The sequence below is a fragment of the Klebsiella sp. Q2 genome (assembly GCF_009900705.1).
Taxonomy (GTDB): Bacteria; Pseudomonadota; Gammaproteobacteria; order Enterobacterales; family Enterobacteriaceae; genus Klebsiella; species Klebsiella quasipneumoniae.
In genome coordinates this window covers 1-22,761 of sequence record NZ_JAAABE010000001.1, presented here as the reverse complement: position 1 = coordinate 22,761, position 22,761 = coordinate 1, and the positions used below count along the sequence as shown (strand labels likewise).

Annotated in this window: 24 protein-coding genes and 1 pseudogene; 24 read left to right on the top strand and 1 reads right to left on the bottom strand. The window is 48.5% G+C overall.

Annotation, left to right across the window (positions count from 1 at the left end; all coding sequences use genetic code 11):
- Window positions 1-136 precede the first annotated feature (136 nt).
- From GT756_RS00125 to GT756_RS26060, 23 genes are all read left to right on the top strand, one after another.
- Window positions 137-721, top strand: a complete 585-nt coding sequence (locus GT756_RS00125; protein ID WP_160124492.1) for a hypothetical protein — start codon at window positions 137-139, stop codon at window positions 719-721.
- Window positions 663-2,786 carry a phage terminase large subunit family protein gene (locus GT756_RS00120; RefSeq protein WP_160124491.1) on the top strand — a complete coding sequence of 708 codons (2,124 nt, stop codon included), beginning with the start codon at window positions 663-665 and terminating at the stop codon, window positions 2,784-2,786. The genes GT756_RS00125 and GT756_RS00120 overlap by 59 nt, the downstream gene beginning before the upstream one ends.
- Window positions 2,787-2,794: 8 nt before the next feature.
- Window positions 2,795-3,058 carry a gpW family head-tail joining protein gene (gene gpW, locus GT756_RS00115; RefSeq protein WP_032735077.1) on the top strand — a complete coding sequence of 88 codons (264 nt, stop codon included), beginning with the start codon at window positions 2,795-2,797 and terminating at the stop codon, window positions 3,056-3,058.
- Complete coding sequence (locus tag GT756_RS00110) at window positions 3,058-4,695, top strand: phage portal protein (RefSeq protein WP_094334138.1); 1,638 nt, start codon at window positions 3,058-3,060, stop codon at window positions 4,693-4,695. The genes gpW and GT756_RS00110 overlap by 1 nt, the downstream gene beginning before the upstream one ends.
- The gene (locus tag GT756_RS00105) at window positions 4,692-5,558 is read left to right on the top strand and encodes a S49 family peptidase (RefSeq protein ID WP_160124490.1); all 867 of its coding nucleotides are present in this window, start codon (window positions 4,692-4,694) and stop codon (window positions 5,556-5,558) included. Before GT756_RS00110 ends, GT756_RS00105 begins: the two co-directional genes overlap by 4 nt.
- Window position 5,559: 1 nt before the next feature.
- Window positions 5,560-6,141, top strand: coding sequence for a hypothetical protein (locus GT756_RS00100; protein WP_160124489.1), 582 nt, complete (start codon window positions 5,560-5,562; stop codon window positions 6,139-6,141).
- Entirely contained in the window at window positions 6,141-6,545 is a 405-nt protein-coding gene (locus tag GT756_RS00095; protein WP_064169643.1) for a head decoration protein, read from the top strand. The genes GT756_RS00100 and GT756_RS00095 overlap by 1 nt, the downstream gene beginning before the upstream one ends.
- A gap of 98 nt (window positions 6,546-6,643) precedes the next feature.
- Window positions 6,644-7,693, top strand: coding sequence for a major capsid protein (locus GT756_RS00090; RefSeq protein WP_160124488.1), 1,050 nt, complete (start codon window positions 6,644-6,646; stop codon window positions 7,691-7,693).
- Between the two features lies 1 nt (window position 7,694).
- Window positions 7,695-8,063: a hypothetical protein gene (locus tag GT756_RS00085; protein WP_160124487.1), complete on the top strand. Its 369-nt coding sequence runs from the start codon at window positions 7,695-7,697 to the stop codon at window positions 8,061-8,063.
- Window positions 8,064-8,068: 5 nt separating this feature from the next.
- On the top strand, window positions 8,069-8,428 hold the full coding sequence (locus GT756_RS00080; protein ID WP_072061027.1) for a hypothetical protein: 360 nt from the start codon (window positions 8,069-8,071) through the stop codon (window positions 8,426-8,428).
- Entirely contained in the window at window positions 8,425-8,970 is a 546-nt protein-coding gene (locus tag GT756_RS00075; RefSeq protein ID WP_160124486.1) for an ATP-binding protein, read from the top strand. Before GT756_RS00080 ends, GT756_RS00075 begins: the two co-directional genes overlap by 4 nt.
- Window positions 8,971-8,973: 3 nt before the next feature.
- Window positions 8,974-9,159, top strand: coding sequence for a DUF2635 domain-containing protein (locus GT756_RS00070; protein WP_048294779.1), 186 nt, complete (start codon window positions 8,974-8,976; stop codon window positions 9,157-9,159).
- A complete protein-coding gene (locus GT756_RS00065; protein WP_160124485.1) occupies window positions 9,156-10,667 on the top strand; it encodes a phage tail sheath subtilisin-like domain-containing protein in 1,512 nt (503 codons plus the stop codon). The genes GT756_RS00070 and GT756_RS00065 overlap by 4 nt, the downstream gene beginning before the upstream one ends.
- A gap of 3 nt (window positions 10,668-10,670) precedes the next feature.
- Entirely contained in the window at window positions 10,671-11,039 is a 369-nt protein-coding gene (locus GT756_RS00060; protein ID WP_048294781.1) for a phage tail tube protein, read from the top strand.
- A 1-nt stretch (window position 11,040) separates the two neighbouring features.
- Window positions 11,041-11,319: a phage tail assembly protein gene (locus tag GT756_RS00055; protein WP_049006256.1), complete on the top strand. Its 279-nt coding sequence runs from the start codon at window positions 11,041-11,043 to the stop codon at window positions 11,317-11,319.
- 141 nt (window positions 11,320-11,460) lie between these two features.
- The gene (locus tag GT756_RS00050; protein WP_160124484.1) at window positions 11,461-13,335 is read left to right on the top strand and encodes a hypothetical protein; all 1,875 of its coding nucleotides are present in this window, start codon (window positions 11,461-11,463) and stop codon (window positions 13,333-13,335) included.
- Between the two features lie 44 nt (window positions 13,336-13,379).
- Window positions 13,380-14,780 carry a DNA circularization protein gene (locus GT756_RS00045; RefSeq protein ID WP_160124483.1) on the top strand — a complete coding sequence of 467 codons (1,401 nt, stop codon included), beginning with the start codon at window positions 13,380-13,382 and terminating at the stop codon, window positions 14,778-14,780.
- Entirely contained in the window at window positions 14,777-15,856 is a 1,080-nt protein-coding gene (locus GT756_RS00040; protein ID WP_048294787.1) for a phage baseplate assembly protein, read from the top strand. Before GT756_RS00045 ends, GT756_RS00040 begins: the two co-directional genes overlap by 4 nt.
- The gene (locus GT756_RS00035; protein WP_048294789.1) at window positions 15,853-16,440 is read left to right on the top strand and encodes a phage baseplate assembly protein; all 588 of its coding nucleotides are present in this window, start codon (window positions 15,853-15,855) and stop codon (window positions 16,438-16,440) included. Before GT756_RS00040 ends, GT756_RS00035 begins: the two co-directional genes overlap by 4 nt.
- Complete coding sequence (locus tag GT756_RS00030; RefSeq protein ID WP_048294792.1) at window positions 16,433-16,882, top strand: phage GP46 family protein; 450 nt, start codon at window positions 16,433-16,435, stop codon at window positions 16,880-16,882. Before GT756_RS00035 ends, GT756_RS00030 begins: the two co-directional genes overlap by 8 nt.
- Window positions 16,872-18,020 carry a baseplate J/gp47 family protein gene (locus tag GT756_RS00025; RefSeq protein ID WP_160124482.1) on the top strand — a complete coding sequence of 383 codons (1,149 nt, stop codon included), beginning with the start codon at window positions 16,872-16,874 and terminating at the stop codon, window positions 18,018-18,020. The genes GT756_RS00030 and GT756_RS00025 overlap by 11 nt, the downstream gene beginning before the upstream one ends.
- Window positions 18,017-18,700, top strand: coding sequence for a YmfQ family protein (locus GT756_RS00020; protein ID WP_048294795.1), 684 nt, complete (start codon window positions 18,017-18,019; stop codon window positions 18,698-18,700). The genes GT756_RS00025 and GT756_RS00020 overlap by 4 nt, the downstream gene beginning before the upstream one ends.
- A 16-nt stretch (window positions 18,701-18,716) precedes the next feature.
- Window positions 18,717-19,259, top strand: a complete 543-nt coding sequence (locus GT756_RS26060) for a hypothetical protein (protein WP_071033504.1) — start codon at window positions 18,717-18,719, stop codon at window positions 19,257-19,259.
- 30 nt (window positions 19,260-19,289) lie between these two features.
- On the opposite strand, the gene GT756_RS00010 is transcribed toward GT756_RS26060, so the two are convergent.
- Window positions 19,290-20,618: a hypothetical protein gene (locus GT756_RS00010; protein ID WP_160124481.1), complete on the bottom strand. Its 1,329-nt coding sequence runs from the start codon at window positions 20,616-20,618 to the stop codon at window positions 19,290-19,292.
- A gap of 102 nt (window positions 20,619-20,720) precedes the next feature.
- Between GT756_RS00010 and GT756_RS26055 the strand changes: the two are divergent.
- Window positions 20,721-22,761: pseudogene (locus tag GT756_RS26055) on the top strand (hypothetical protein); the annotation flags it as partial.

The following is a 22,761-nucleotide window of genomic DNA, read 5'->3' as shown; positions in this document are numbered from 1 at the left end:
GTTACATTTTGTTTCATTTGCATGTTTGTTCCTGTTTATAAAAGAATTTCCGGAAAATTATTTGTTGCCCATGTTGTTACCTTATCTTCCAGGGTAACAGATTTGGGTAACAGACTTAGGTAACTCAGAGGTAACAATGAACCAGTCTGATTTTGCCAAACTCCACAATGTCAGTCGCAAAACAGTCACGATGTGGAAAAGCAGGGGATGGCTGATCATGTCTGGCGATGACATTGACGTTGCTGCTTCAAACGCACAGTTGGAAAAATACAGAAAAACCGTCAACCGTCCCTCTAAAAACGACGCACTGCCGCCAGCCAAAAAGAACATTACCCCTACGCCGCCGGTCGTGAATGATCGTGATGATAATGGTCTTCCATCACTGGAAAACATTGCCAAGGATTTCATTCTGGAAAACGGCGCAGAGTTATCACTCGATGAGGCGCGTCGTGTAAAAGAAAACTACCTGGCACTACTGACAAAATTAGAGTTTCAGCAAAAAGATGGTCAGCTCATTGAAACGACTGTAGCCGAGGAGGTTCTTTTCAACGCCTTTCGCCAACAGCGTGATTCCTGGCTCAACTGGCCGTCAAGGGTGGCGCCGTTAATGGCTGCTGATCTTGGCGTACCGGCAGACAGGATGACAGAGGTGCTGATTGAACATGTCCACAAACATATCTCAGTCCTCGGAGAGCCAGAATTTAACCCAGCAGAAGACTGAAAGACTTCTTCTGAGCGTCAGGAAAGGCTGGACCCCACCTCCGCGTATCAGCGTTCCACAATGGGCTGATGATTACCGCAAGCTGGCAAAAGAGGCTGGGAGTACATCGGGGAAATGGGAAACCTCAACTGTAGAAGTTGCTCGCGGACCAATGCTTGCCGCGACTGAATCAGGGGTCCATATCATTACGGTGATGTGCTGCACGCAGTTAATGAAGACTGCGTTGCTGGAAAACCTTTTTGGGTATTTTGCACACCTTGATCCATGTCCAATTTTACTTCTGCAGCCGAAAGAAGAAGCTGCAGAGCAGTTCTCAAAAGAACGAATTAGCCCTCTGGTCAGAGTTACTCCGGTGCTTCGTAAAATCATCGGCGATACAAAACAGAAAAGCTCAAAAGAAACCATCCTTTATAAATCCTTTACCGGCGGGTTTCTGGCTCTCGCTGGTGCTGGTAGTCCCGATAACCTTGCACGCCGACCAATCCGTGTACTCCTGGCGGATGAGGTGGATAAATACCCAATTACTCGCGAGGGGGATCCTATTGCTCTGGCAGAGGAGCGAACGGCGACATTTGGCCTGACATGGCTCTCTGTAAGAGCTTGTTCTCCGACAGTAGAGGATGAAAGCCGAATTGCTGACAGTTATGAGGAGTCAGATCAGCGACGAGCTTCTGTAGTCTGCCCCCATTGTGGCCATCGTCAGTTTCTTGACTTCTTTAAGCATGTCCAGTGGCCAAAAGACGGCGATAAGCACCTGACAAAATCGGCGATGATTCACTGCGAATGCTGCGGTGCTGGCTGGTCTGAGGGTGAGAGACTCCGGGCGTTGCAGACTATACGCTGGCATCAAACCAAGCCGTTTGAATGTTGCGGATCCCGTCATTCACCATTAATGGCGTATGACCAGAGATGGCACGAAAACGATGATGGTAGCGTTGATGCAGTATGGCGCTGGTCAGAATCAGAGCGGCATGCTGTGTATCGGGCCATCTGCCCAGACTGTGGAGCCGAAGCGCTGGATAACCATCATGCCGGTTATCAGGCATCAAAGCTTTTTAGCCCATGGCAAAAAGATAAGCCTTCGGATATTGCGAAGAAATACCTTGATGCCAAAGGAGACCCCGACAGGGAGCAGGCCTGGTGGAACACCCAAATGGGATTACCGCATAGGCCTAACCACGGGAAACAACTGCCGGTTGATATCTTGCTATCGCGTCGCGAAGTTTTCCCTGCTCCTGTTCCTGACGGAGTTGCGCTGTTAACTGCCGGGGTGGATACGCAGGATGATCGCTTCGAAATCACTATTACCGGATGGGGTAGAGACGAGGAGTCCTGGTCAGTAGCGCATGACGTCATCTATGGAGATCTGGAAACAGATGAGCCATGGAAGCGTCTTGATGCGTATCTGAGGCAAATCTGGCGCCGGGCTGATGGCCGAGGCTTGAATGTCATGGCGACATGCATGGACTCAGGCGGCCATCACACCCAAAAGGTTTACGAATTTGCTAAAGAGCGTCTGGGGCGTCGCGTCTGGGCAATCAAAGGTGAATCCGCTCAGGGCGGTAAGCGTAATCCAGTCTGGCCAACCAAACGACCTTCGTCTAAAAGCAAAGCCAGCTTCCGCCCGATTATGATTGGTGTGAACTCTGCGAAAGATGTTGTCCGCGGTCGTCTGCATCTTGAACCGCCGGCTTTAGGAGTCGCAGGCGCGGGCTATATGCACTTCCCGGATGATCGTGATATCGGATATTTCAACCAGCTACTGGCTGAGCGACTGGTTTACAAAGTGGTGGCCGGACAGCGGTTCAGTATCTGGGAGCCTATTCCCGGTAGGGCGAACGAAGCGCTCGACTGCCTTGTTTATAGCTATGCCGCTCTGTGTGGTCTCAAGCATATGGGGTTAAAGCTCAACGTTCGGGCCGCAAACCTCGAAGCCAACCCTGAGAAATTCTTACCGGCGCCATCCGTGCCAGAAGAAAAAATCAGTTACGAACTACCCGGGGCAGTTGTTGATGAACCTGCCACCGTCAAGCGTAAGAAAATCTCTAAACTCCTGCCGCAATAAGGAAAACCATGTTCAACCGGAATACCAGTCTGCTGGCTGGCTCAATGACTGATGAGCAGCTCAGGGACGCCCTGCAGAAAGCTCAGCAGGCATATATTGATTTAACAACCGGGAGTCGCGGTGTTTCATTTTCCTATTCGCAGGGAGACGGGACACGGTCGGTATCTTATCAGCAAAGCTCCCTGGCTGACCTGCTGGCGCTGATTCAGTTACTACAGGCTCAGTTGGGTATCGTCGCCAGACCACGGAAGCCAGTGAGGTTTCGATTCTGATGAATAAAGTGCAAATTCTTGGCCCGGATGGTACTCCGTATCGTTCCGCACGGCCCAGCATGCTCACAGGTGGCAGTCGGATACCCTATGACGCTGCTGATTCGTTCAGTGATCAACTGGCGAACTGGCAACCGGCATTATGGTCTCCGGACAACGAAATAAACATTTATCGCGATCGCATTGTTTCCCGTGCACGTGATTTGGTTCGAAATGACGGTTGGGCATGCGGCGCCATTACGCGTCTCCTGGATAATGCTGTTGGTGCTAATTTCCGGCCTATTATGAAACCCGATTATCGGGTGCTACGTATGGTCACCGGGAATAAAGCCTTCGACTCTACGTGGGCTGAAGAGTACGGAAAAGCGCTGGAGGCTCACTGGCGCACGTGGGCCTATGACACTGGGCGATACTGTGATGTTGAGCGCAAGCTAACTATCCCTCAGATGCTGCGCCTGGCCTTTAGGCACAAGCTTATTGATGGTGATGCGCTGCTTCTTCTCCAGTACCGGCCTGACAGATTAGGTCCGGGCAGAGGGCGTTACGCCACCACAGTTCAGGTCGTCGATCCCGACAGGCTTAGCAACCCTCAGCAGAATTTCGACATGCCAAATATTCGCGGCGGTGTCGAAATTGATGAAGACGGCGCGCCAGTTGCTTATCACATTCGTGAAGCGCATATCGGTGACTGGTGGAGTGGTGCCAAGACCATGACATGGCGGCGCATACCCAGGGAAACCTCCTGGGGTCGCCCGCATGTTGTTCATGATTTTGACCATGAGCGAGGTGCTCAGCATCGTGGTAACGGTATCCTGACGCCGGTTGTTCAGCGTCTGAAAATGCTTGTTAAGTATGATCAAAGCGAACTGGAAGCCGCCATTCTGAATGCCATTTTTGCCGCCTATATCGAGTCACCTTATGACTCGGAAATGGTTCAGGCAGCAATGGGAGAAAATTTTGATGACTCCAGTCTTGGGGCTTATCAGGACGGCCGCATTGAATTTCACAATGATCGTCGACTGACTCTGCAAAACGGCGCCAGAATGCCGATTCTTTACCCCGGCGAAAAAATCACGACAGTGAATGCTGCCCGCCCTTACAGCAACTTCGAAGTCTTCGAATCAGCAGTGTTGCGTAACTTTTCTTCCGGCACTGGGCTTTCACCTCAGCAGGTAACGCAGGACTGGTCAGATGTTAACTATAGCTCCGCACGTTCTTCGCTGCTTGAAGCATGGAAAACGCTAACCCGGCGACGTGATGATTTTTCCATGGGTACCGCTCAGCCTTTATTGACGGCCTTTGTTGAAGAAGTCCACGACAATGAGGATTTGCCTCTGCCATCTGGCGCCCCAGATTTTATCGACGCTCGCGCAGCATATTCCCGCGCGCGCTGGATGGGGCCTGGTCGCGGTTGGGTGGATCCGGTTGCAGAGAAAAAAGGCGCCATTCTTGGTCTGGATGCAGGTCTATCAACGCTTGAAATTGAAGTGGGTGAAAACGTCGGCGAAGACTGGGAGGAAGTGCTTGATCAGCGTCAGCTGGAGATTGAGTCATGCCTGAAGAGAGGGCTTCCACTTCCTAGCTGGGCGCAGGCTGATAAGTTCGCCAGCCAGACCATAACCGATCCGGAGGAAAAGTGAATCTACCTCATCTGGCCCAGCGATTATTTAATACGCCGCTGGCGCTACACCCGAGTAAAGCCGAAGTCATTATGGCATCCGTGATGGATCGGTTTGGTATCACCAAAATCGAATCGTCTCTGGCGATGGATGATGACTGGTACAGCTTCGATGACAACCGCGGGCGTGAATCACGGAACGACCCCGGCTATGAGAACGTACTGGGTATTGCAGTTATTCCTATCAGCGGAACGCTGGTGCAGAAGCTAGGCAGTCTGCGCCCTTATAGCGGCATGACCGGTTATGACGGGATCCGTCAGGCATTTCTTACTGCTATGGAAGACCAAGATGTTACAGGTATCTGCCTGGACATTGACTCGCCTGGTGGTGAGGTCGCGGGGTGTTTCGACCTGGTTGATGTTATTTACAGCTCGCGAGGGAAAAAGCCTATTCATGCCATTCTGACAGAAAGCGCTTATTCCGCCGCCTACGCTATCGCAAGCGCAGCTGACCATATTTCTGTTCCGCGAACCGGTGGAGTGGGATCGATTGGTGTTATCACCATGCATCTCGACTGGACGCAGCGAATTAAAGATGACGGGCTGAAAGTGACCATTATTACTTTCGGCAGCCGTAAAGCGGAGGGATCGCCATTGCGCGAACTTTCTGAAGAGGCGTTCAATGCCATCCAGCAGGATATTAATGCTATGGGGGAATTGTTCGTAAATACCGTCGCCAGAAATCGCAGCATAAGCGCGAAGGTGATTAAAAGTACTCAGGCCGCCTGTTTTATGGCTGCTGATGGTGTGGACCTTGGACTGGCTGATGAGGTATGTCCTCCAGATGCTGCGTTCAGACATTTACTTGAAAAGACAGGAGCCTGAAATGGCAAAGAAAGCGTTTAGTTTTGCTCATCTTCTCGGACGTGGTACGTCGGCATCTGAAGAAGATGAAGATAAAAAAACCAAAAAATCTAAAGCCCGTCGCGCTGAAGAAGACGAACGTGACGATGACGCCGAAGACGACCCGGATAACGATGCGGAAGAAGAAGACCCTGAAGAAGACGCCGAAGATGATAGCGATGACCCGGACGCTTCCGAAGAAGACGATCCGGACGATGATGGCGATGATGGCCGCAAAGAAAGCAAAGCGGTGAAAAATGCACGCATTGCCGAGCGTAAGCGCTGTGCTCGTATCTTCGGCAGTAAGCATGCTGCAGCGAACCCGGCGCTGGCCGCATCGCTTGCTTTCAATACAGGGATGAGTTCTGCTGCCGCTATCAATGTACTGGCTTCTACGGCGCCAGCATTTCAGCCCCAGAGCGCCCGTAAGCGCACTCTCGATCAGCGTATGCAGGAAAGCCATAACGTTCGACTCGGACAAGATGGCGAAAATAAGCCCGGCGGTAAATCGGCACTGGTAAGCAAAATGACCAGTCTCTACAACTCCACCAAAGGAGAGAAATAATGGATCAGTTTGGTCAGAATCAGTTCGCTCCGGGTATGAAAAGCTCTCTGTTCGTTCCCGATCAGCTTGTTGTCAGCACTCTTCAGCTGGTTACCGATTCCGGAACCATTACCGGGGGTACTTTTCTGCGCGGTACTGTTCTCGGCAAAATCACCGCTAGTGGCAAATACACGAAAAGTGTAAAAACTGCCACTGACGGCAGCCAAAACCCGGTAGCAATCCTGGTTGATAACGTCGACGCCTCAACCACGGATCAAAACGGCGGTCTGTACCTCATGGGTGAGTTTAATCAGAACCGTATCGTTTACGATAATACCTGGACCGTTGCTGACCTGAAATCTGCGCTTCGTCCGCTGGCAATTTTCCTGAAAGACAGCCTTCAGGCGCCAGTAGCCGCTTCCTGATTTACCCCTCTTGTCACCTGACCTAATGCTTTAACTGGCAGGGGCTAACTCATTCCAATCTTTGCCAGCGTAATGCTGGCATTATCATGAGACTGAATATGGAAAATATTTTTGATACCAGTGTGCTGGTACAGGTTGTTACTAACCTGAAAACCAGTCAGAACTGGCTATTAGACCGCTTCTTCCCAAACGTGATCACCTACGAAACGGAAGAAGTGGCCATCGATGTTGATGTTGGTCTGCGCCGTATGGCTCCGTTTGTTTCACCTCTGGTCGAAGGTAAAGTGGTAGAGAGCCGTAAATACCAGACTAATACCTTCAAACCCGCGTACATTAAAGATTTGCGTGCGCCGGACCTTCGCAAACCTATTCGCCGCCAGATTGGCGAACGTATTGGTGGTGAATATAGCGCAGCTGACCGCGAAATGTTAAACCTGCAGTTCGAAATGGAAGACCAGATTGACATGCTTCATCGTCGTCTGGAATGGATGGCCTCTAGCGCACTGGTATCCGGTACGGTAACTGTCGCCGGTGAAGGCTATGAAACCAAAGTAGTTAACTTTGGGCGCTCTTCAGATTTGACGATCACCTTGAGTGGCGCTGATAAATGGCCTCAGTCTGTCGCAGCCGGCGCAACGAATACCCAGCCGTCTGATGACATTGAAGAGTGGCAGACGCTAATCCTGAAGAACTCCGGTGCTGTGCCAACCGACCTCGTTTTCACCAACAAGTCATGGCGTGCGTTCCGTCTGGATACCACAATCAAAGATAACGCCATCACCTTCCCGAACCTGAACCCTTACGGTAACCAGATTAACGCTGGCGCCCAGGTTAACAAAGGCGCGGTCTATAAGGGACGCTGGGGTAACTTTGACCTCTGGTTGTATAACGACTGGTACATTGACCCGCTGGACAATGTCGAGAAGCCGATGATCCCTGATGGCGCAGTCATTATGAGCGGAGCTGACCTGATGGGTACTCGCGCTTTTGGCGTCATTCTGGATCCGGAATTCAACTATGGCCCGCTGGCCTATGCGCCCAAGAGCTGGGTTAACAAAAACCCAGCACAACGTCTCATCCTGATGCAGTCCGCGCCGCTGGTTATCCCAAGCCGTGTGAATGCGTCGCTTTGCGCCATGGTGGTCTGATATGGCTAAAGAAACGAAATCTTCGGTCATGGATGACCTGAACGACGGCGGGACCGGGATTGACGACCTTAATGCTGAGGGGGCGGGCGCCGATGGCGTAGATACCGGTGATCAGCAGTTTAACGGAGATGTTGCAGATTCATCCGTTGGTGATGAGTCAGGCAACGAAGAAGCAGCACCGCCTGAGTATGTTGTGCTCAAAGGCAACTGTATCCGTCATGACGGCGTTGTGTACCGGGAAAATACGCGCATTCGGGTATCTGGTGATGACGCTGCTCGCTTGCTGGCTACTGGCGTTATTGCTGATATTCAGGTTCTGCGCCAGCGTTTACTCTCTGCGGCCCCGGCGGTTAGCGTTACTTCGGAGTAATCACTATGGGCGTGGACTGGGATTTACATCTTTTAAGTCCGCTTCATGGTGTCTTTGGTGATGAGCATGAGTACCGACCTAAAGTCGGTGCTCCATTCACGATTAACGGAATTTTTGACCGCGGATATTCCCAGGTAGATGAAAATCTTGATGGGGATTCTGTGATTAACACCTCAAGTCCAATGCTGGGTGTTCGTGATGCCGAATTCCGGCGTCTTGGGAAGCCTCAGCCAGAAGTATCCGATCGGGTATTCATTAAAACTGTGGGTGGTCACGTCATTAATCAGTTATTCGTGGTGTCCAATATCAACCCTGACAGCCATGGCGGATCTCGCCTGGTTCTGAATGTGGTGAAATCACGATGAATGCTTCAGCTATTCGCACTATGGTGGTTACAGCCCTTATCGGTCATACCGATGCGGGCGACCGCGTTTATTCTCCGCGAGACTGGCCAACCTCATCGGCGATTTATCCTGCGCTGTTGGTGCAGACTCCTTTTGACCACAAGAAAGCGCTTGGGCGTAATACGCCAGCCTTCACCACAGTAACAACCGTTAGTATTACTGGTCGTGTCCAGGAATATGATGGTGAAACTGATGATGATGGCGCTATGCGTGCTGAAACAGCCCTGGAAAATTTGCGAGAGCAGGTTGAGAGGGCTGTTATCAATAGCTATGAACTCACCAGAAAAATCCAGAAGTATGCGGAAGTGCGATCAACGATAAATGTTGACGCTGACGGTGAGGCGCATATGGGGCAGTTATTGTTTGAAATCGACATTGAGCATTATCAGGGGCCGGAGGATTTTTATCCTGTTACCCCGCCTCCGCTCGAAGGGGTCGATATCACTATAACCATGCCTGACGGTACGCCGCGTCCGGGAACCAGTATTAACCTTCAGGAGTAATCCATGTTTGTAAAACCTAAAGATGGGCTCAGCGTGCGCTGCCCTGTCCGGGGCGAAGCATTGCCCAAAGAAGGCGCTGACGTGCCGGATAATACATTCTGGCGCCGCCGACTGAAGGATGGCGACGTAATCCCGGTTCAGGAAAAAGGTGTGAAGAGCACCACTCAAAAAGAGGGCGACAGTAAATGACCGTTCCGTTTTCACGCGTCCCCAGTAACCTCCGGACGCCGTTGTTTTACGTGGAGTTTGACAACTCCATGGCCAATACCGCTACGGCAACCCAGCGCACTCTGCTGATTGGGCAGATGCTGTCCAGTGGATCAGTGGTGCCCAATATCCCTGTTAAAGTTTCCTCCCCGAATGGAGTAGGGGACCTGAGTGGCAAAGGTTCTCAGTTGCATGGAATGATGACGGCGTATCAAAAGAATGATACCGCTGCAGAAGTCTGGATCCTGCCTCTGGCGGATGACTCTGAATCTATGACAGTTGCTAAAGGGACTATTAAAGTCACCTCGCAGGCTTCTGAGACTGGTGTTATCTCGCTCTATATCGCCGGGATCCGCGTGCAAATGACCGTCCTGGCAACTGATACGCCAGTACAGATTGCCGCAGCGATGGTAGCAGCCATTTCCAAGAAAACTGATCTGCCGGTTACTGCTGCCGTAAAATCTGACGCCACTGATACCGTCGAGCTTACCGCAAAAAATGCTGGGCTTTTGGGTAATGGCATTGATATTCGCCTTAACTATCTCGGTACGCAGGGGAGTGAGGTTACACCGGCTGGCTTGACTCTCACGATTACGGCAATGTCTGGTGGCGCAGGTGCTCCTGATTTTGTCGATGCGCTCGGCAATCTTCAGGATAAAACCTTTGACTTTATCGTTAACCCCTACGACGACACCGCATCTCTTGACGCGATGAAGGCGTTTCTTAACGATGCCTCTGGCCGCTGGGCGTGGGATAAACAACTTTATGGCCACGCCTTCGGTACTACGTCTGGAACTTATGCCGAGCTGGGAACGAAGGGTGAGGCGCGTAATAACCAGCATGAAACATTGCTGGGCGTCTATCGTTCTCCAACTCCACGTTACATCTGGTCAGCGGCGCTGGTTGGGGCTATTGCTCCGAGCCTGCGCAATGATCCAGGTCGTCCTCTGCAGAGCCTGCCAATTTATGGTGTTCTGGCACCAGATTTGTCAGACCGGTTTGAGCTGACCGAGCGTAATAACCTTCTGTATAGCGGTATTTCAACGTACACCGTCGCTGATGATGGAACTGTCAACGTTGAAAACGTCATCACCACCTATCAGAAAAACAGCTACGGCGACGAAGACGATAGCAATCTTCAGGTAGAAACGTTGTTCAGCCTGATGTTCGTCACGCGTTATCTTCGCACCGCCGTGACCAGTAAATTCGGGCGAATGAAGCTGGCCGCCGACGGAACCCGTTTTGCACCTGGGCAGCCGATTGTCACGCCTAATATCATCAAGGCCGATCAGATCGCTGAGTACCAGACGCTGGTGTTTAACGGCTATGCACAGGATGCCGAAGCGTTCGCGAAAAATATTATCGTTGAACAAAACGCATCAAATCCGAACCGCGTCGATGTGTTGTGGCCGGGAACCCTGATCAATCAGCTGCGTATTTTTGCGCTGCTTAACCAGTTCCGCCTGCAGGCTGAATCAACAGGAGCATAAGTAATGGCTGATACTTCTAACCGCATTGCCGGTACTGCCTATGTCACCGTTAACGGTGTGTCGGTCATGGTTGAAGGCTCGTTCAAATACCAGCCCTCAACGGTAAACCGTACCACGCTGACCGGAATGGATGGCGTACACGGTTATAAAGAAAAGCCTGTTGCGCCGTACATTTCCGCCCGCCTGCGCGATAGTGGCGGCACAAATGTGCAGGGCTTTAACAAACAGACCAATGTCAACGTCATCGCGGAACTGGCGAATGGCAAAACAATCATTGGTCGAGGGCTCTGGACGGTAAACGTCCAGGAAGTTGAAAGCGAAGATGCAGTGTTCGATGTTCGCTGGGAAGGGTTTGAGGTCACGGAGAACTAAGATGGCTGAATTAGAACGTACGAAAATCATTGTTCTTACCACACCTCTTGAAGATGTGGCACAGAAAACGCGCTATGAGCAACTTGAGCTTAAAGCGCCGACACTGAGCCAGGCTGAACAGTTTTACGAAAAGCAGTCTTCTTCAACCTCTCTTGCGGCAATGCGCTTACTTATTTCTCTGGTATCAGACACCCGCGAAAGCGTGCTGCAGCCGATGGACTTTATCGACTTCCGCAAGTGCGAGGTTTATCTGCTCAGTTTTTTGACCTGGCAGCCCTGACAGCATGGCAGGAACTTGCTGCTGAAGTGACATTTTATTTCCGCTGGACTGAGGACAGGGCGTGGGGCATGACCTACTCCCGTCTGAAGTGGTGGGTATCACAGGCCTCAAGGATTAACAAAATCAGGAAATCTTCACGCGATGAGTAACTCTTTTGATTTTGAACTGGTGGCCGGTGATCATGTCAGCGAAGCAATAGCACAGATCGACGAGGCTGTTCGCAACCTTGAACCCCAACTGGAGAAAACCCGACAGGGCTTGCAGTTAGGTGGGCAGGAGACGATTGATGGGCTGAACGGATATAATTCCAGGCTGGATATTATGGCCCGGACTGCACGCGATAACGTTCAGTTTATTGGCGACATGATCCCCCCCATGAAAATAGTGGGAGAACTGGCAGGCAAGTTGGCTGGGCTGGGGCTGGCTGGTGGAGTTATCGGTACTATCGGTGGTGCTGCATATGCGACAGGTAAGCTTGCAGAAAGCTACCGGGAAGCAGCCAGAGGCGCTTATGACCTGAACACGCATGCGCAAAATACTGCTATGAGTGTTCAGGACTTTTCCCGACTTTCCGGGGCCCTGCAGCTTGTAGGGGCTGACAGTGAAAGTGCTGCATCTTCTATCGAGGGAATTTTCAAGTCTCTCAACGAAGCAAATAGCGGTAAAAATGCGGGTGTCATGGCTGCAATGGCACAGATTGGCGCCCAAATTGAAAGAAATAATGATGGCTCTGTCAACACGCTAAGGACACTTGAATCCATCGCAAGGATTTTCCCAAAACTTCGGCCTGATCAACAAAAGTCTTTTGCCGATGCGATGGGTTTAACACCTGAAATGCTGACGCTCATGCGTGAAGGCGCAAAATATGCTGCTCTTCTGGCAAAATCGGATAAGGTGGGATTGACGGTGGATCCCGCCCTTAACCAGCAACTGACAAGCTTCGATGTTGCAGTCAAGGAAGCGAGCGCTTCCTGGGACGGATTCAAATCAAAGCTTGAACGTAAGGTTTATGCCGCTCTTGATACCAATGGCCTTACCGATATGGTGAATGGCTTTACGGATATGCTGGCGAATAATTTCGACAACATTTCCATGGGACGGTTTGCTGGACAAAATAAAGACGACGACTCCGAGCTGATGCGCAGAGCGCTGGCAGATCCTGAATTTCAGAAGAGCCTCAACGGAAATGAAAAAAACCAGTTGACTGCTGGCGTTATGACCGATGAGGCAAGGAAGAAATATCGTCAATATTTTTACAGCCAGGACCGTTCTAAGCAACTTCTTGACGATGTTAGTGCTATTACAAGACCTCAACCTGAAAGAGGTCCTGTCATTTATAACCCAGATGGGAAAAACACTCTGGGATTTAGAAACCATAACCCTGGAAATCTGAGAGAGGCTTCAAACTCAACAGGGCGAAATCAGGGTTTTTCTACATTTTCCAGTGATAACGACGGACTCGCTGCAATGGCTCGTCAGCTAATGCTTTATGGTGACCGTGGAAATAATACACCAAGAGGATTTATTCATACGTATGCCCCGCGTTCTGAAAATAACACGCGTGCATATATTGACGATGTGACCTCAAGAACTGGGTATGGAGCCGATCAACGGCTTGACCTTCATAACCCGGAAGTCCTCAAGGCATTAATGGCTTCAATGATTCAGCACGAACAGGGCTCACAACCCTACACGGAAGATCAACTGAGCAACGCTATTCAGTCTGCCATTATGGATGACCGTTGGTCTGGGCTGAGAAGCCCGGAAAGGTTGACGCAGCAGCGCCGGGATATCATTTCTGGTGCAGGAGGTGGAGGACGCTCACCTTCCATACTGTCTCCTGGCGAAGGAGACGGAAATGTTAACGTGATCGCCGAAAATATAACTCGATCCCTTGCTGATGCCCTGGCTGAACAACCGTTAAAACTGGAAATAACCATGATTAACGATAAAGGAGAGAGGAAAACCTATAAAGTAGAAAATAATGGGAAAATCACTACTCCCATGAATTATTAATATATAACCGCCTGTGCCGGCGGTTTTTTATTTCCGGAGGATTGATGGCAATCATTCAGGATGCGATCACATCCCTGATGGGGGGAGATACGGTTGATGACTGGCAAAGTCAGCTTCGACCATGCTCCTTCCGTGGAGTCCCCTTTGCCATCATCAGTGAAGAGGGGAGTCACGGACGCCGTCAGGCAGTGCATGAATACCCTTACAGGGATACCGCCTGGATAGAAGATATGGGGAGAGGCACCCGTCGTTTTGTCCTCAAAGGGTTCCTCGTTCAGGATAGCCTCATATACGGTGGTGGAGACGCCATATCCCAGCGGATAGCTTTGATCGCCGCTTGTGAAACCAGGGGCAGCGGGACGCTAATTCATCCCACGCTTGGTGAAATGACTGTTTCTGTTCCTGAAAATGGCCTAAGCCTTTCCGGAGATATGAAGAGTGGGAGAGTATTTGAGTTCACCCTGACACTCATTGAGTCCGGTATTAAAGTATTTGCTATAACCGGCAGTAGTGCATCATCAAAAACGGTTAAAACAAACTACCTGAAACTGGTAAGCACTACGGTTCTTAGTACCATCGCACGTGTTAAAGCTGAAATGCGTGGGGTCAGCCAGGCAATAAAAACAATAAAAAGCACGATAAGCTTTTGGTCAAATATGGTTAACAGCACCATTAATGAAGTGACAAATATCAGTAGTGTGCTGAAATCAACATTTGGTAATGAGCGATATGGTCGATATAGCAAAGGCACTGTAGGCGGCTCATCTTCTGGATTGACGGGTGGAACATCTGCAGATGATGCGGAAGATTTTCAGTTATTATCTGATCAGGTATCTGCTCAGGCCATTATGGACAGACAGGGAATTACTGACGCCGCTACTACGCTGAATAACTCAACAACTATTGATAATTTTATCCAGCGTACAGCCGACTTAATTAATTATATTCTCAACTGCACCGGAGGTATTAACGAGCGTATTACGGCACTGGAAAAGCTGGCAAATGCAACCAGCACCGAATATCAGAATTCTACTTCAAGCGCCGACATTGCACAGACCGTTAATACTCTGATTATCGTCTTATGCAGTGCTGCTATGGCTACAGCGGCATCAGATTCCAACCCTACCAGCCGCGATGAAGCGGAGCAAATAACCCAGCGTGTAGCTAACCAGCTTGATGCTGCGCTTCTGGTTGCTGGTGACAGAGCCGATGATGATTTATACGGTGAGTTGTTGCTGGTCAGATCTTCATTTCTTGAGGCTATGTCAGCCATTTCTGGTGGTTTGAGCGAGTTAATGCAATTTAATTCAGCCCAGCCTCTTCCTGCGCTTACTCTCGCCAGCCGCCTATACCAGGATGCGTCCAGAGCCGACGAGCTGATTCAGGAGTCCAGTGTTCCCCATCCGGCATTTATGCCTGTTTCGATGAAGGTATTACGGCAATGAGTGACGATCTGGATACGGTTAGGTTAACGGTAGGCAATAAAATAATAGAGGGATGGGATTCAGTTCGTGTTACCAGAAGCATAGAGCGATTCCCGTCTGATTTTAGTCTTGGGCTAATGGACTATTACCCGGGGACTAATGATAAGCAACTGGTGCAGGAGGGACAGTCCTGCGAAGTGCGCATCGGTAATGATCTGGTCCTGACGGGCTATGTTGACAGCTGGGAGCCGTCAATTACTCGATCCAGGCATGAAGTGCAGGCGAACGGGCGCAGCAAGTGTCAGGATCTGGTGGACTGCTCTGCAGAGTGGCCCAACAATGTCATCAACCAAAGTGATGCGCTGAGTATCGCTTCCCGTCTGGCCTCATGGTATGGCATCAGCGTTTCCTGTGATGTTAGTGATCTGGTTAATGTACCTCAGTTCACAATTAACTGGGGGGAGTCTCCGCAGGAAATAATTGAGCGAGTAACTCGCTGGTCTGCGCTGCTTTATTATGACCTTCCGGACGGTAACCTGTTTCTCACTCGAGTGGGAACCCGTCGCGCGGCCAGTGGTGTCGCTGAAGGGGAAAACATAGAGCAGGCATACTACCGCGCTGATATGTCGGAAAGGTTTTCTGACTATGTTGGCATCTCAATGAGTGTTTCACCAATAGCTGGATTTTCACCTGATACTGCTTATGACTCAGTAACTCTGGCTACTGCGCGCGATCCGGAAGCGGCAAAAATGCGCTATCGAAAGCGTATCGTTATCGTTGAAAGCACCCTGATGGCGTCTCAGCAGGCACAGCGCGCGATTGACTGGGAGATGAACAGGCGTTATGGACGCTCAAAGCAATTAAGCGTCACGATAGATAGCTGGCGGGATAAAGCCGGGAAGCTATGGGAGCCAAATACGCTGATACCCGTAAATATTCCCACGCTAAAGCTGCCTAATACCGAGTTGCTGATTGCCGACGTAACATTTATGCGCGACAGCGACGGCACCCATGCCAGGCTAACGCTAATGCCTCCAGAAGCGTTTGCCGTTCAGCCTTACGCTTTCTACCAACAACTTGCAGGATTCAACCAATGAGCAAGTTTCGCCATTTTGCTAACCGTATCGCCAGCATGCTGGGTGTGGGTCGAATTACTGCGATGAAGGATGATGGCGGAACACAGTCCGTGCAGTATCAGACGCCTCTGGAAGTTGCCAGCGCGCACAGGCTTGCAGAGTTTGGCTTTTCATCCGGTCTTCCTGCCGGGACTGACGTTGTACTCGCATTCCTGGGTGGCGATCGCTCTAATCCAGTGGTCATTGCAACCAATCATCAGGGATACCGGCATTCAGGACTAAAGTCAGGTGAGTCGGTGATGTATAACCAGTGGGGCCTGAATATCCTGCTGACGGAAGATGGAGTTTTCATTGATGCTAAGGGTAAAAACGTAGAGGTTAATAATGCCACTACCGTCACTATTAATGCCTCTGATTCCATCCTTGCCAACACGCCGATGTTTAAGTGCACCGGCGACATTGTAGACAACTGCAATTCAAACACCAAAACCGTAAAACAACTGCGTGACGCCTACAACATTCACGATCATGACGTGAAAGAGGTTCAGTCAGGTGAAAGCACTGTCACCAGTGAAAAAACCACAGAGAAGGTATCTGATGAGTGATATTTCATCCTTCTGGAATATTGATGAGATGCAGGCCGACTGGCAGGAGAATTTCGGTATTCTCACCTCTGACAATGACATGCATACCGCCGTGCTGATCAGCCTTTTTACCGATGGGCTTGCGCGCGCAGATGACCCATATGAAGGGACTGATCGCCGGGGATGGTGGGGCGATCTAGGTAACGAGAAAACAATCGGTTCACGTCTGTGGTTGTTGCGGAGAGAAAAACTGACCCGCGACGTAGCTATGCGTGCAGAGCAGTATGCTGAAGAAGCGCTGGCATGGATAAAAAGTGACGGAATCGCCAGGGAAATACAGGCGACCTCAGAAATAGTTTTTCCAAACAGGCTGAATCTTATCATCCGTTATCTTCCCCCGGATGGCGACTGGCAAGAATTCAAATTCTTCTGGTTATGGGAGCAACTGAACAATGCCATTTAAAAGAAAAACGCTTAGTGAGCTGAGAACGGAAAATCAACAGTTCATGCAGGCGGAACTGGAGAAGGTCGGGGCCCTGCTGCGGTTCGGAAATTTGAAGGTGCTGGCGGATATGGACGCTGGCATGGCGCATTTGCATTATGCGTATCTGGATTATATTGCCCGGCAATGCACCCCTTTTACATCGACAGATGAATGGCTTGCTGGATGGATGGCGCTTAAACAGGCCTACCGTAAAGCAGCCACCGCGGCTCGATCTCCTGAAGCGCAAATCAAAGGCACATCAGGGAGGACATTAGATGCGGGTGCAGTAATTAATCGCGCGGATGGGTATCAGTACACGACTGATGCTGGTGTAACGATCGGCAGCTCTGGTACAGCAACCGTTGCAGTTACCGCCGTATTACCTGATATCGCCGAGGATGTCACTGGAGGTGGCAGCCTGGGAAATGCTGATGCCGGTACCATCCTGACTCTTGATGCGAATGTGTCTGGCATTGAAAGTACGGTCATGCTCATTCAGCCAGCCACCGGCGGCGCTGATATTGAAGATGAAGAGGATTTTCGCCAGCGCGGTCTTCTGTTGTTTCAAAATCCTCCGCAGGGTGGCAGCGATACTGATTATCGTACATGGGCTCTGGCAGTATCCGGTGTTACACGTGCATGGGTCCGCCGGAGAGGAATGGGTCCCGGTACCGTTGTGATTTACATCATGTGTGATGGAAACGACAAGACAAACCATGGGTTCCCGGTTGGCACGGATGGCCTATCACAACTGGAAGAATGGGGTGCAGTAAAGGCCACGGGCGATCAGGGAAGGGTAGCCGATTATATGTACCCACTTGCCCCTGTGACTTCCCTGAATTACATCTGTTCGCCTACTGAGCTGGTTATTGATTTTGAGATAAGCGGTATCTCTGATGCGAGTAGCACGACAACTGCTGCTATAGCTGACGCTATTGACAGTGTTTTGTTTGAATCTGCTGATCCTCTCGGAACAGGAAAAATCTATCTTTCAGACCTCAACCGTGCGATAGGGGACGTTTCAGGCACGGCTGGTTTTATTCTGGTCTCCCCATCTGCAAATATTGAGCCGGGAATAGGGGAGATGGCCGTTCGTGGCGAGGTGAACTATACATGAGCCTCTTCTCAACTGATGACTACCTTAAAGCGCTACAGGCACTAATCCCGTCAGGGAGAGCCTGGACAAGAGATAAAAACGCTGTGCAGACGGCAGTGCTTCGGGCGCTGGCAAGGAGTTTTCAACGTAGTGATAATGACGCTCAGGCTCTTCTTAGTGGCGCTTTCCCGAAGACAGCGACCATCATGCTTACTGACTGGGAAAATACGCTCGGATTACCTGATGATTGCTCCATTGGCGAGGTCGACACAATCGCCAAGCGACAAAATGCAATCGTCTCAAAATTAATAAGCACCGGCGGTCAGTCAAAAAGCTATTTCATCAGTATTGCTGCCGCAATGGGTTATACCATCTCAATTAAAGAATACCGACAGGCGCGAGCGGGATTATCAGTTTGTGGTGATGGGTTAAATGGTGATGACTGGCCATTTGTCTGGATGGTTGAAGGAGAGGAAACGAATATAACATACTCCCGAGTCGGGATAAGTTATTGCGGAGACCCATTACGTTCATGGGGAAACCGGCAGCTAGAGTGTCGCATTTCGGCGCTGTCTCCATCCTATACGCTTGTGAAATTCGGATATATCTATTTTGGCTTTAATGACGAAGGGGTGTATGAAGTCACCCCTGAGTTTGCAACTATTTTTGATATCGCCTCTGGATACATTTCAGGAAACTAACATTTAAAGGTTAATCATGAGAAAAGTTGGAAGTACTACAGATACTGCTGATGCTAATGGTGAATATACTAATGGCAACGTTGCTAATGGGATTTCACCGACCATTATTAATGCAGAAATGCTCAATACATTTCAGCGTGAATTGGTTAATGTGGTTGAAGGGGCCGGGATAGCGCTTGATCCTAATGATGATGGGCAGGTTCTTAAAGCGTTGGATAAAATCATTGATGATAAGTTTGATTGTTCAATTTCTTTTAATGGTTATCAAAAATTTGCATCGGGTTTAGTAAGGCAGTGGGGGCGCACTTCTATAACGACTGATTCAGATGGGAATTTTTTGATAACACCTGATGCTGAGTTGTTTAAACAAGGTGTTTTTTTTGGACGATTGGACCTTGGAGAGTCTAGTTTTACTGGTGTGAGTCGTGTAATTTCTATCAATACATATCCAAATACGACTTTAAAGAAGAATATTAATGGTTGTGCCAGATATGCGGACAATGGTGCTGTAGTAGCCAATTCAAACATATTCGTGACTTTTGATGTAATAGGGAAATGACAAAGGGGAGTTCTCACTCCCCTTCCAACTTTACTTAAGTGAGTAAATTTCATTCAAAACGCTAGGCATTGATGCGGCTCCACCAATGTTAATTTTTATTGTTTTATCATATTCGTCGTTAAATAAAAAGAACATAACACCAGTGATGTTGTCATGCTTTGTTTCTTTCATGAGGTTAATTGCTCGCTTAACTTCGTTTAAAACACGAAGTTCAATTAGTTTTTCTGGTTGTCCATTTTTGATGTTGCCTTGAGGGTCAAATTCCATAACACCATTGCTGCTTGACTCTGAAATCAAAACTATCTCGCCATTGGGTGAGGTGTTTTTTATTTCATTTTCTAATAACTGTAATACAACACCCATACGGCATGAATACAAAGAATCAAGGACTTCTTTGTCTTTATGTATATCATCCTGCGTTGTATTCATTGAACCCGTTCTGAAAAAACTGAGTTCGGATTTTATATCCCACATTGTCTTTCCATTAAAAACATCGCAACTGTCTTCAATTTTTTGGGATGCTAACCAAGCAGGAACGTTATGATATAAGTTATCAAGCAATATTGTTGATAGGTAAAAATCAAAGCTATAGATATCAAAGCCTTTAGGTATACCACCATCAGTATAGATATTCCCGGCAGAGTCGTATGTGGTTAGTCTGTTTCTCTCGATTATTTGCAACCATTCAATTTCCTCATCGGTTGCTAGGTTGTTTTGCTTCTTTTTTACAATTTCATTATAGTGATTGTCTATTGTTTTTACATACTCGGCAGATAGTGAGTCTAAGTTCTTGGCGAATGATTTATTAAACATTGCGCTCGCAAAAATAACGCCAAGTTTTATGTTTTTTAAATTGTTGTCATTAAGTATTTTTCTGGTTGAGTTTGCCACCGACTCTAAATCTGATTTATTGAGTCCGTTGAGATATGGCTCGTCTGCTAAAAATATAGCGGAGATGTTGCTTTTGTATTCTTTGATGAGCGGGACGTATTTGTTTATTCTAATTTTCAATTCTTCTTGAGAGGGTAGTTTTCTTAGTTTGTTTTTATCTAAAGGGGTGAGCATTTTAGTATGCTCGATGTTTTCTGAATCTTTATAAATAACGCGAATGTCATTATTGTCTCGGGATGTATTTAAAGAAGGCCCAAGATCAAGGAACAGCATTAAATTGTTGCTTTTGGCTATTTTTAAATTTTCTTCCAATTGATTTTCGTTGTAAACATTGATCATGGCGAAGTTAACTTTATCAACAAACTCCTTATTTAAACCACTAGGTGATAAAAAACCAACGTCAAACTTATTTGCAAAAGTTACGGTGGGTGACATGAATGTTAAAAATAAAATAAAAAGAATCCTCAAAATACATCTCCATGGTTTTTAGTTTCAAAACAGGTCCTATTATACCCATAAATTATACAAATGTCATTCCAGAAAAACAGGTAATATTTCACAGGAAAAAATATGACCCAAAGATATAACACCGGAAACCCACGCCCTTCAAACAGCATGAAGGACCTTAACGATAACGCACTTGCTAACGATGATTACATGAATAGCGAGGCAGACACGTTTATAGACCGGCTTGGGGATGAAAGAGATACCCTGCGTGGCTCAACCAAAAAGATGCTTGCAGCAGGCGCAGCTGTCGTAGAGGAGACACGGCAGAACCTGATACCTCTCAGCCGGCAGTACATGACCCTCGCGGAAGCTCAGGACGATATCGCGAATATACCGTCAGGTTCAGCCACCTATGTACGTAGTACTAATGGTAGCTCTCTTGCAGATGAGTACATCAATAATGCGGGTACGTTACAGCCTACCGGGCGTAAAATGCCGTCTTACGATTCCATAAAGAATCTTATAGGGTTAAACGAAAACACAAGATTTATCTTTCCGGAAGACGGAGAGTATGAATTCGGCATCCCATTTGATGTGCTTTTGGAGGACGCAGAGCACAATATCATTTACACGTTAAATGGTAATAAGGTTAAATTTTATGGTGATGCTGAGTTCGATTCAGTTGAAACAGGTGTCATAACCGTAAATGGTGTGCCAGTTGACATAAGCGGAATCCTATCACCAGATGAAAAAGATAACCTTGTGACATTTAGTGATATGACTAAATTTAGCTCCGATGATGATAATGGTGAATTTGAGTTCGGGTTTGGTTTTGACGTTATCCTTGAGGACATGAATGGCAACCTGATTTATGGCATAAAGGGCACCGAGATAAGATGGTTTACATCGGCACGATTCCCGGCTGTTAAATGCGATTCTTTAATGATTGAAGGTGTTAATGTTGACCCTAATGGCATTCCGACGGCTAGTGAAAGAGCTGCTCTTAATGCGTATTCAGAGTCAACGGAAATAAAAGACCCTGATGAGTTTGCATTTAATCCGAAAGTTGTTTTAGTGGACTCAGAAAACAACATTTTAATTGACTACGAAGAATATAATCAGAAAAAGCCTTTATGGGATGAAGCATATGCCAAGTCTCAGGAAATAGTGCCGCAAAAGACTAACCCATTGTGTCCATGGTCTGAGCCTGATTCTAATGGGAAGTATCAGGTATCTGTCATGGATATTTCCACTAACCAGCAGATACAGGTAACGAGCGGGACGAGCAATGAAACCAACCCTCGCCCTGACGTTCTGGATCGTATCGTGTGGCAATCAGACCGTGCTGACCCTCCTCCGGGTGGGTTGTTTTACGCACAACTACCCGACTTTACTCCGCATGCTTATATTGCGCGTAAAAAAATCGTTGGATGGGGTCATTCATTTATTAACAATGGAGCATTCCTGCGACGGATTTACCAGCTTACCGGGTTGCCTACCTACAACTTTGGACTAGCCGGGCAGACCAGTGATGCTATCGCGGCTCGCCAGGGTGGAGCACCTGCATATTACGCCCCAGTCGGTGGATCTATACCGGCAAGTGGCGCAGTGACACTTACCCCAGCTGTCCCTGGGCCATGCCGCTCGCTGGCTTCTCCGGTTGCTTTAAAGTGCAGTCTTGCGGGAGTTGACGGCACTTTTACCTGGGATGGAACAAGCGCTGTATTTACCCGTGAAACAGCAGGAGATGCTGTTCCTGTATCGGTGCAAGTGCCTTTATTTGTGTACCCAATAACAACCGTTAACGTAACGGGTAGTATATCCAAAGACACACAGTTTGATCTGCACGATGAATGCATAAACATTTTCTGGATTGGGCGCAATAATCTAAGCGAAACCGATTTGATTATGCAAAACATGGTGTCTATGGTTGAATATGTTAAAAACATTGGTCAGAAAATCGTGATTCTGGCTGAATTTAACTCATCCGGAGAGCCAACCGGATCAGCTGGTTTTAATCAGATGACAGAGTTAAACCGTCGCTACAAAGAAAAGTTTCCGGATTTTTATTGTGAAATTGACGGTGTGGATGTTCTCCAGAATTTCATTAATAATGCAAACCCGGATTCACCAGATGATATGTCAGACGTTGCCTCGGGATTAA

What these genes read in the sequence shown, in the direction of transcription:
- GT756_RS00125 (WP_160124492.1), top strand. Translation starts at nt 137, where the DNA reads ATGAACCAGTCTGATTTTGCCAAACTCCACAATGTCAGTCGCAAAACA.
- GT756_RS00120 (WP_160124491.1), top strand. Translation starts at nt 663, where the DNA reads ATGTCCACAAACATATCTCAGTCCTCGGAGAGCCAGAATTTAACCCAG.
- gpW (WP_032735077.1), top strand. Translation starts at nt 2,795, where the DNA reads ATGTTCAACCGGAATACCAGTCTGCTGGCTGGCTCAATGACTGATGAG.
- GT756_RS00110 (WP_094334138.1), top strand. Translation starts at nt 3,058, where the DNA reads ATGAATAAAGTGCAAATTCTTGGCCCGGATGGTACTCCGTATCGTTCC.
- GT756_RS00100 (WP_160124489.1), top strand. Translation starts at nt 5,560, where the DNA reads ATGGCAAAGAAAGCGTTTAGTTTTGCTCATCTTCTCGGACGTGGTACG.
- GT756_RS00095 (WP_064169643.1), top strand. Translation starts at nt 6,141, where the DNA reads ATGGATCAGTTTGGTCAGAATCAGTTCGCTCCGGGTATGAAAAGCTCT.
- GT756_RS00090 (WP_160124488.1), top strand. Translation starts at nt 6,644, where the DNA reads ATGGAAAATATTTTTGATACCAGTGTGCTGGTACAGGTTGTTACTAAC.
- GT756_RS00085 (WP_160124487.1), top strand. Translation starts at nt 7,695, where the DNA reads ATGGCTAAAGAAACGAAATCTTCGGTCATGGATGACCTGAACGACGGC.
- GT756_RS00080 (WP_072061027.1), top strand. Translation starts at nt 8,069, where the DNA reads ATGGGCGTGGACTGGGATTTACATCTTTTAAGTCCGCTTCATGGTGTC.
- GT756_RS00075 (WP_160124486.1), top strand. Translation starts at nt 8,425, where the DNA reads ATGAATGCTTCAGCTATTCGCACTATGGTGGTTACAGCCCTTATCGGT.
- GT756_RS00070 (WP_048294779.1), top strand. Translation starts at nt 8,974, where the DNA reads ATGTTTGTAAAACCTAAAGATGGGCTCAGCGTGCGCTGCCCTGTCCGG.
- GT756_RS00065 (WP_160124485.1), top strand. Translation starts at nt 9,156, where the DNA reads ATGACCGTTCCGTTTTCACGCGTCCCCAGTAACCTCCGGACGCCGTTG.
- GT756_RS00060 (WP_048294781.1), top strand. Translation starts at nt 10,671, where the DNA reads ATGGCTGATACTTCTAACCGCATTGCCGGTACTGCCTATGTCACCGTT.
- GT756_RS00055 (WP_049006256.1), top strand. Translation starts at nt 11,041, where the DNA reads ATGGCTGAATTAGAACGTACGAAAATCATTGTTCTTACCACACCTCTT.
- GT756_RS00050 (WP_160124484.1), top strand. Translation starts at nt 11,461, where the DNA reads ATGAGTAACTCTTTTGATTTTGAACTGGTGGCCGGTGATCATGTCAGC.
- GT756_RS00045 (WP_160124483.1), top strand. Translation starts at nt 13,380, where the DNA reads ATGGCAATCATTCAGGATGCGATCACATCCCTGATGGGGGGAGATACG.
- GT756_RS00040 (WP_048294787.1), top strand. Translation starts at nt 14,777, where the DNA reads ATGAGTGACGATCTGGATACGGTTAGGTTAACGGTAGGCAATAAAATA.
- GT756_RS00035 (WP_048294789.1), top strand. Translation starts at nt 15,853, where the DNA reads ATGAGCAAGTTTCGCCATTTTGCTAACCGTATCGCCAGCATGCTGGGT.
- GT756_RS00030 (WP_048294792.1), top strand. Translation starts at nt 16,433, where the DNA reads ATGAGTGATATTTCATCCTTCTGGAATATTGATGAGATGCAGGCCGAC.
- GT756_RS00025 (WP_160124482.1), top strand. Translation starts at nt 16,872, where the DNA reads ATGCCATTTAAAAGAAAAACGCTTAGTGAGCTGAGAACGGAAAATCAA.
- GT756_RS00020 (WP_048294795.1), top strand. Translation starts at nt 18,017, where the DNA reads ATGAGCCTCTTCTCAACTGATGACTACCTTAAAGCGCTACAGGCACTA.
- GT756_RS26060 (WP_071033504.1), top strand. Translation starts at nt 18,717, where the DNA reads ATGAGAAAAGTTGGAAGTACTACAGATACTGCTGATGCTAATGGTGAA.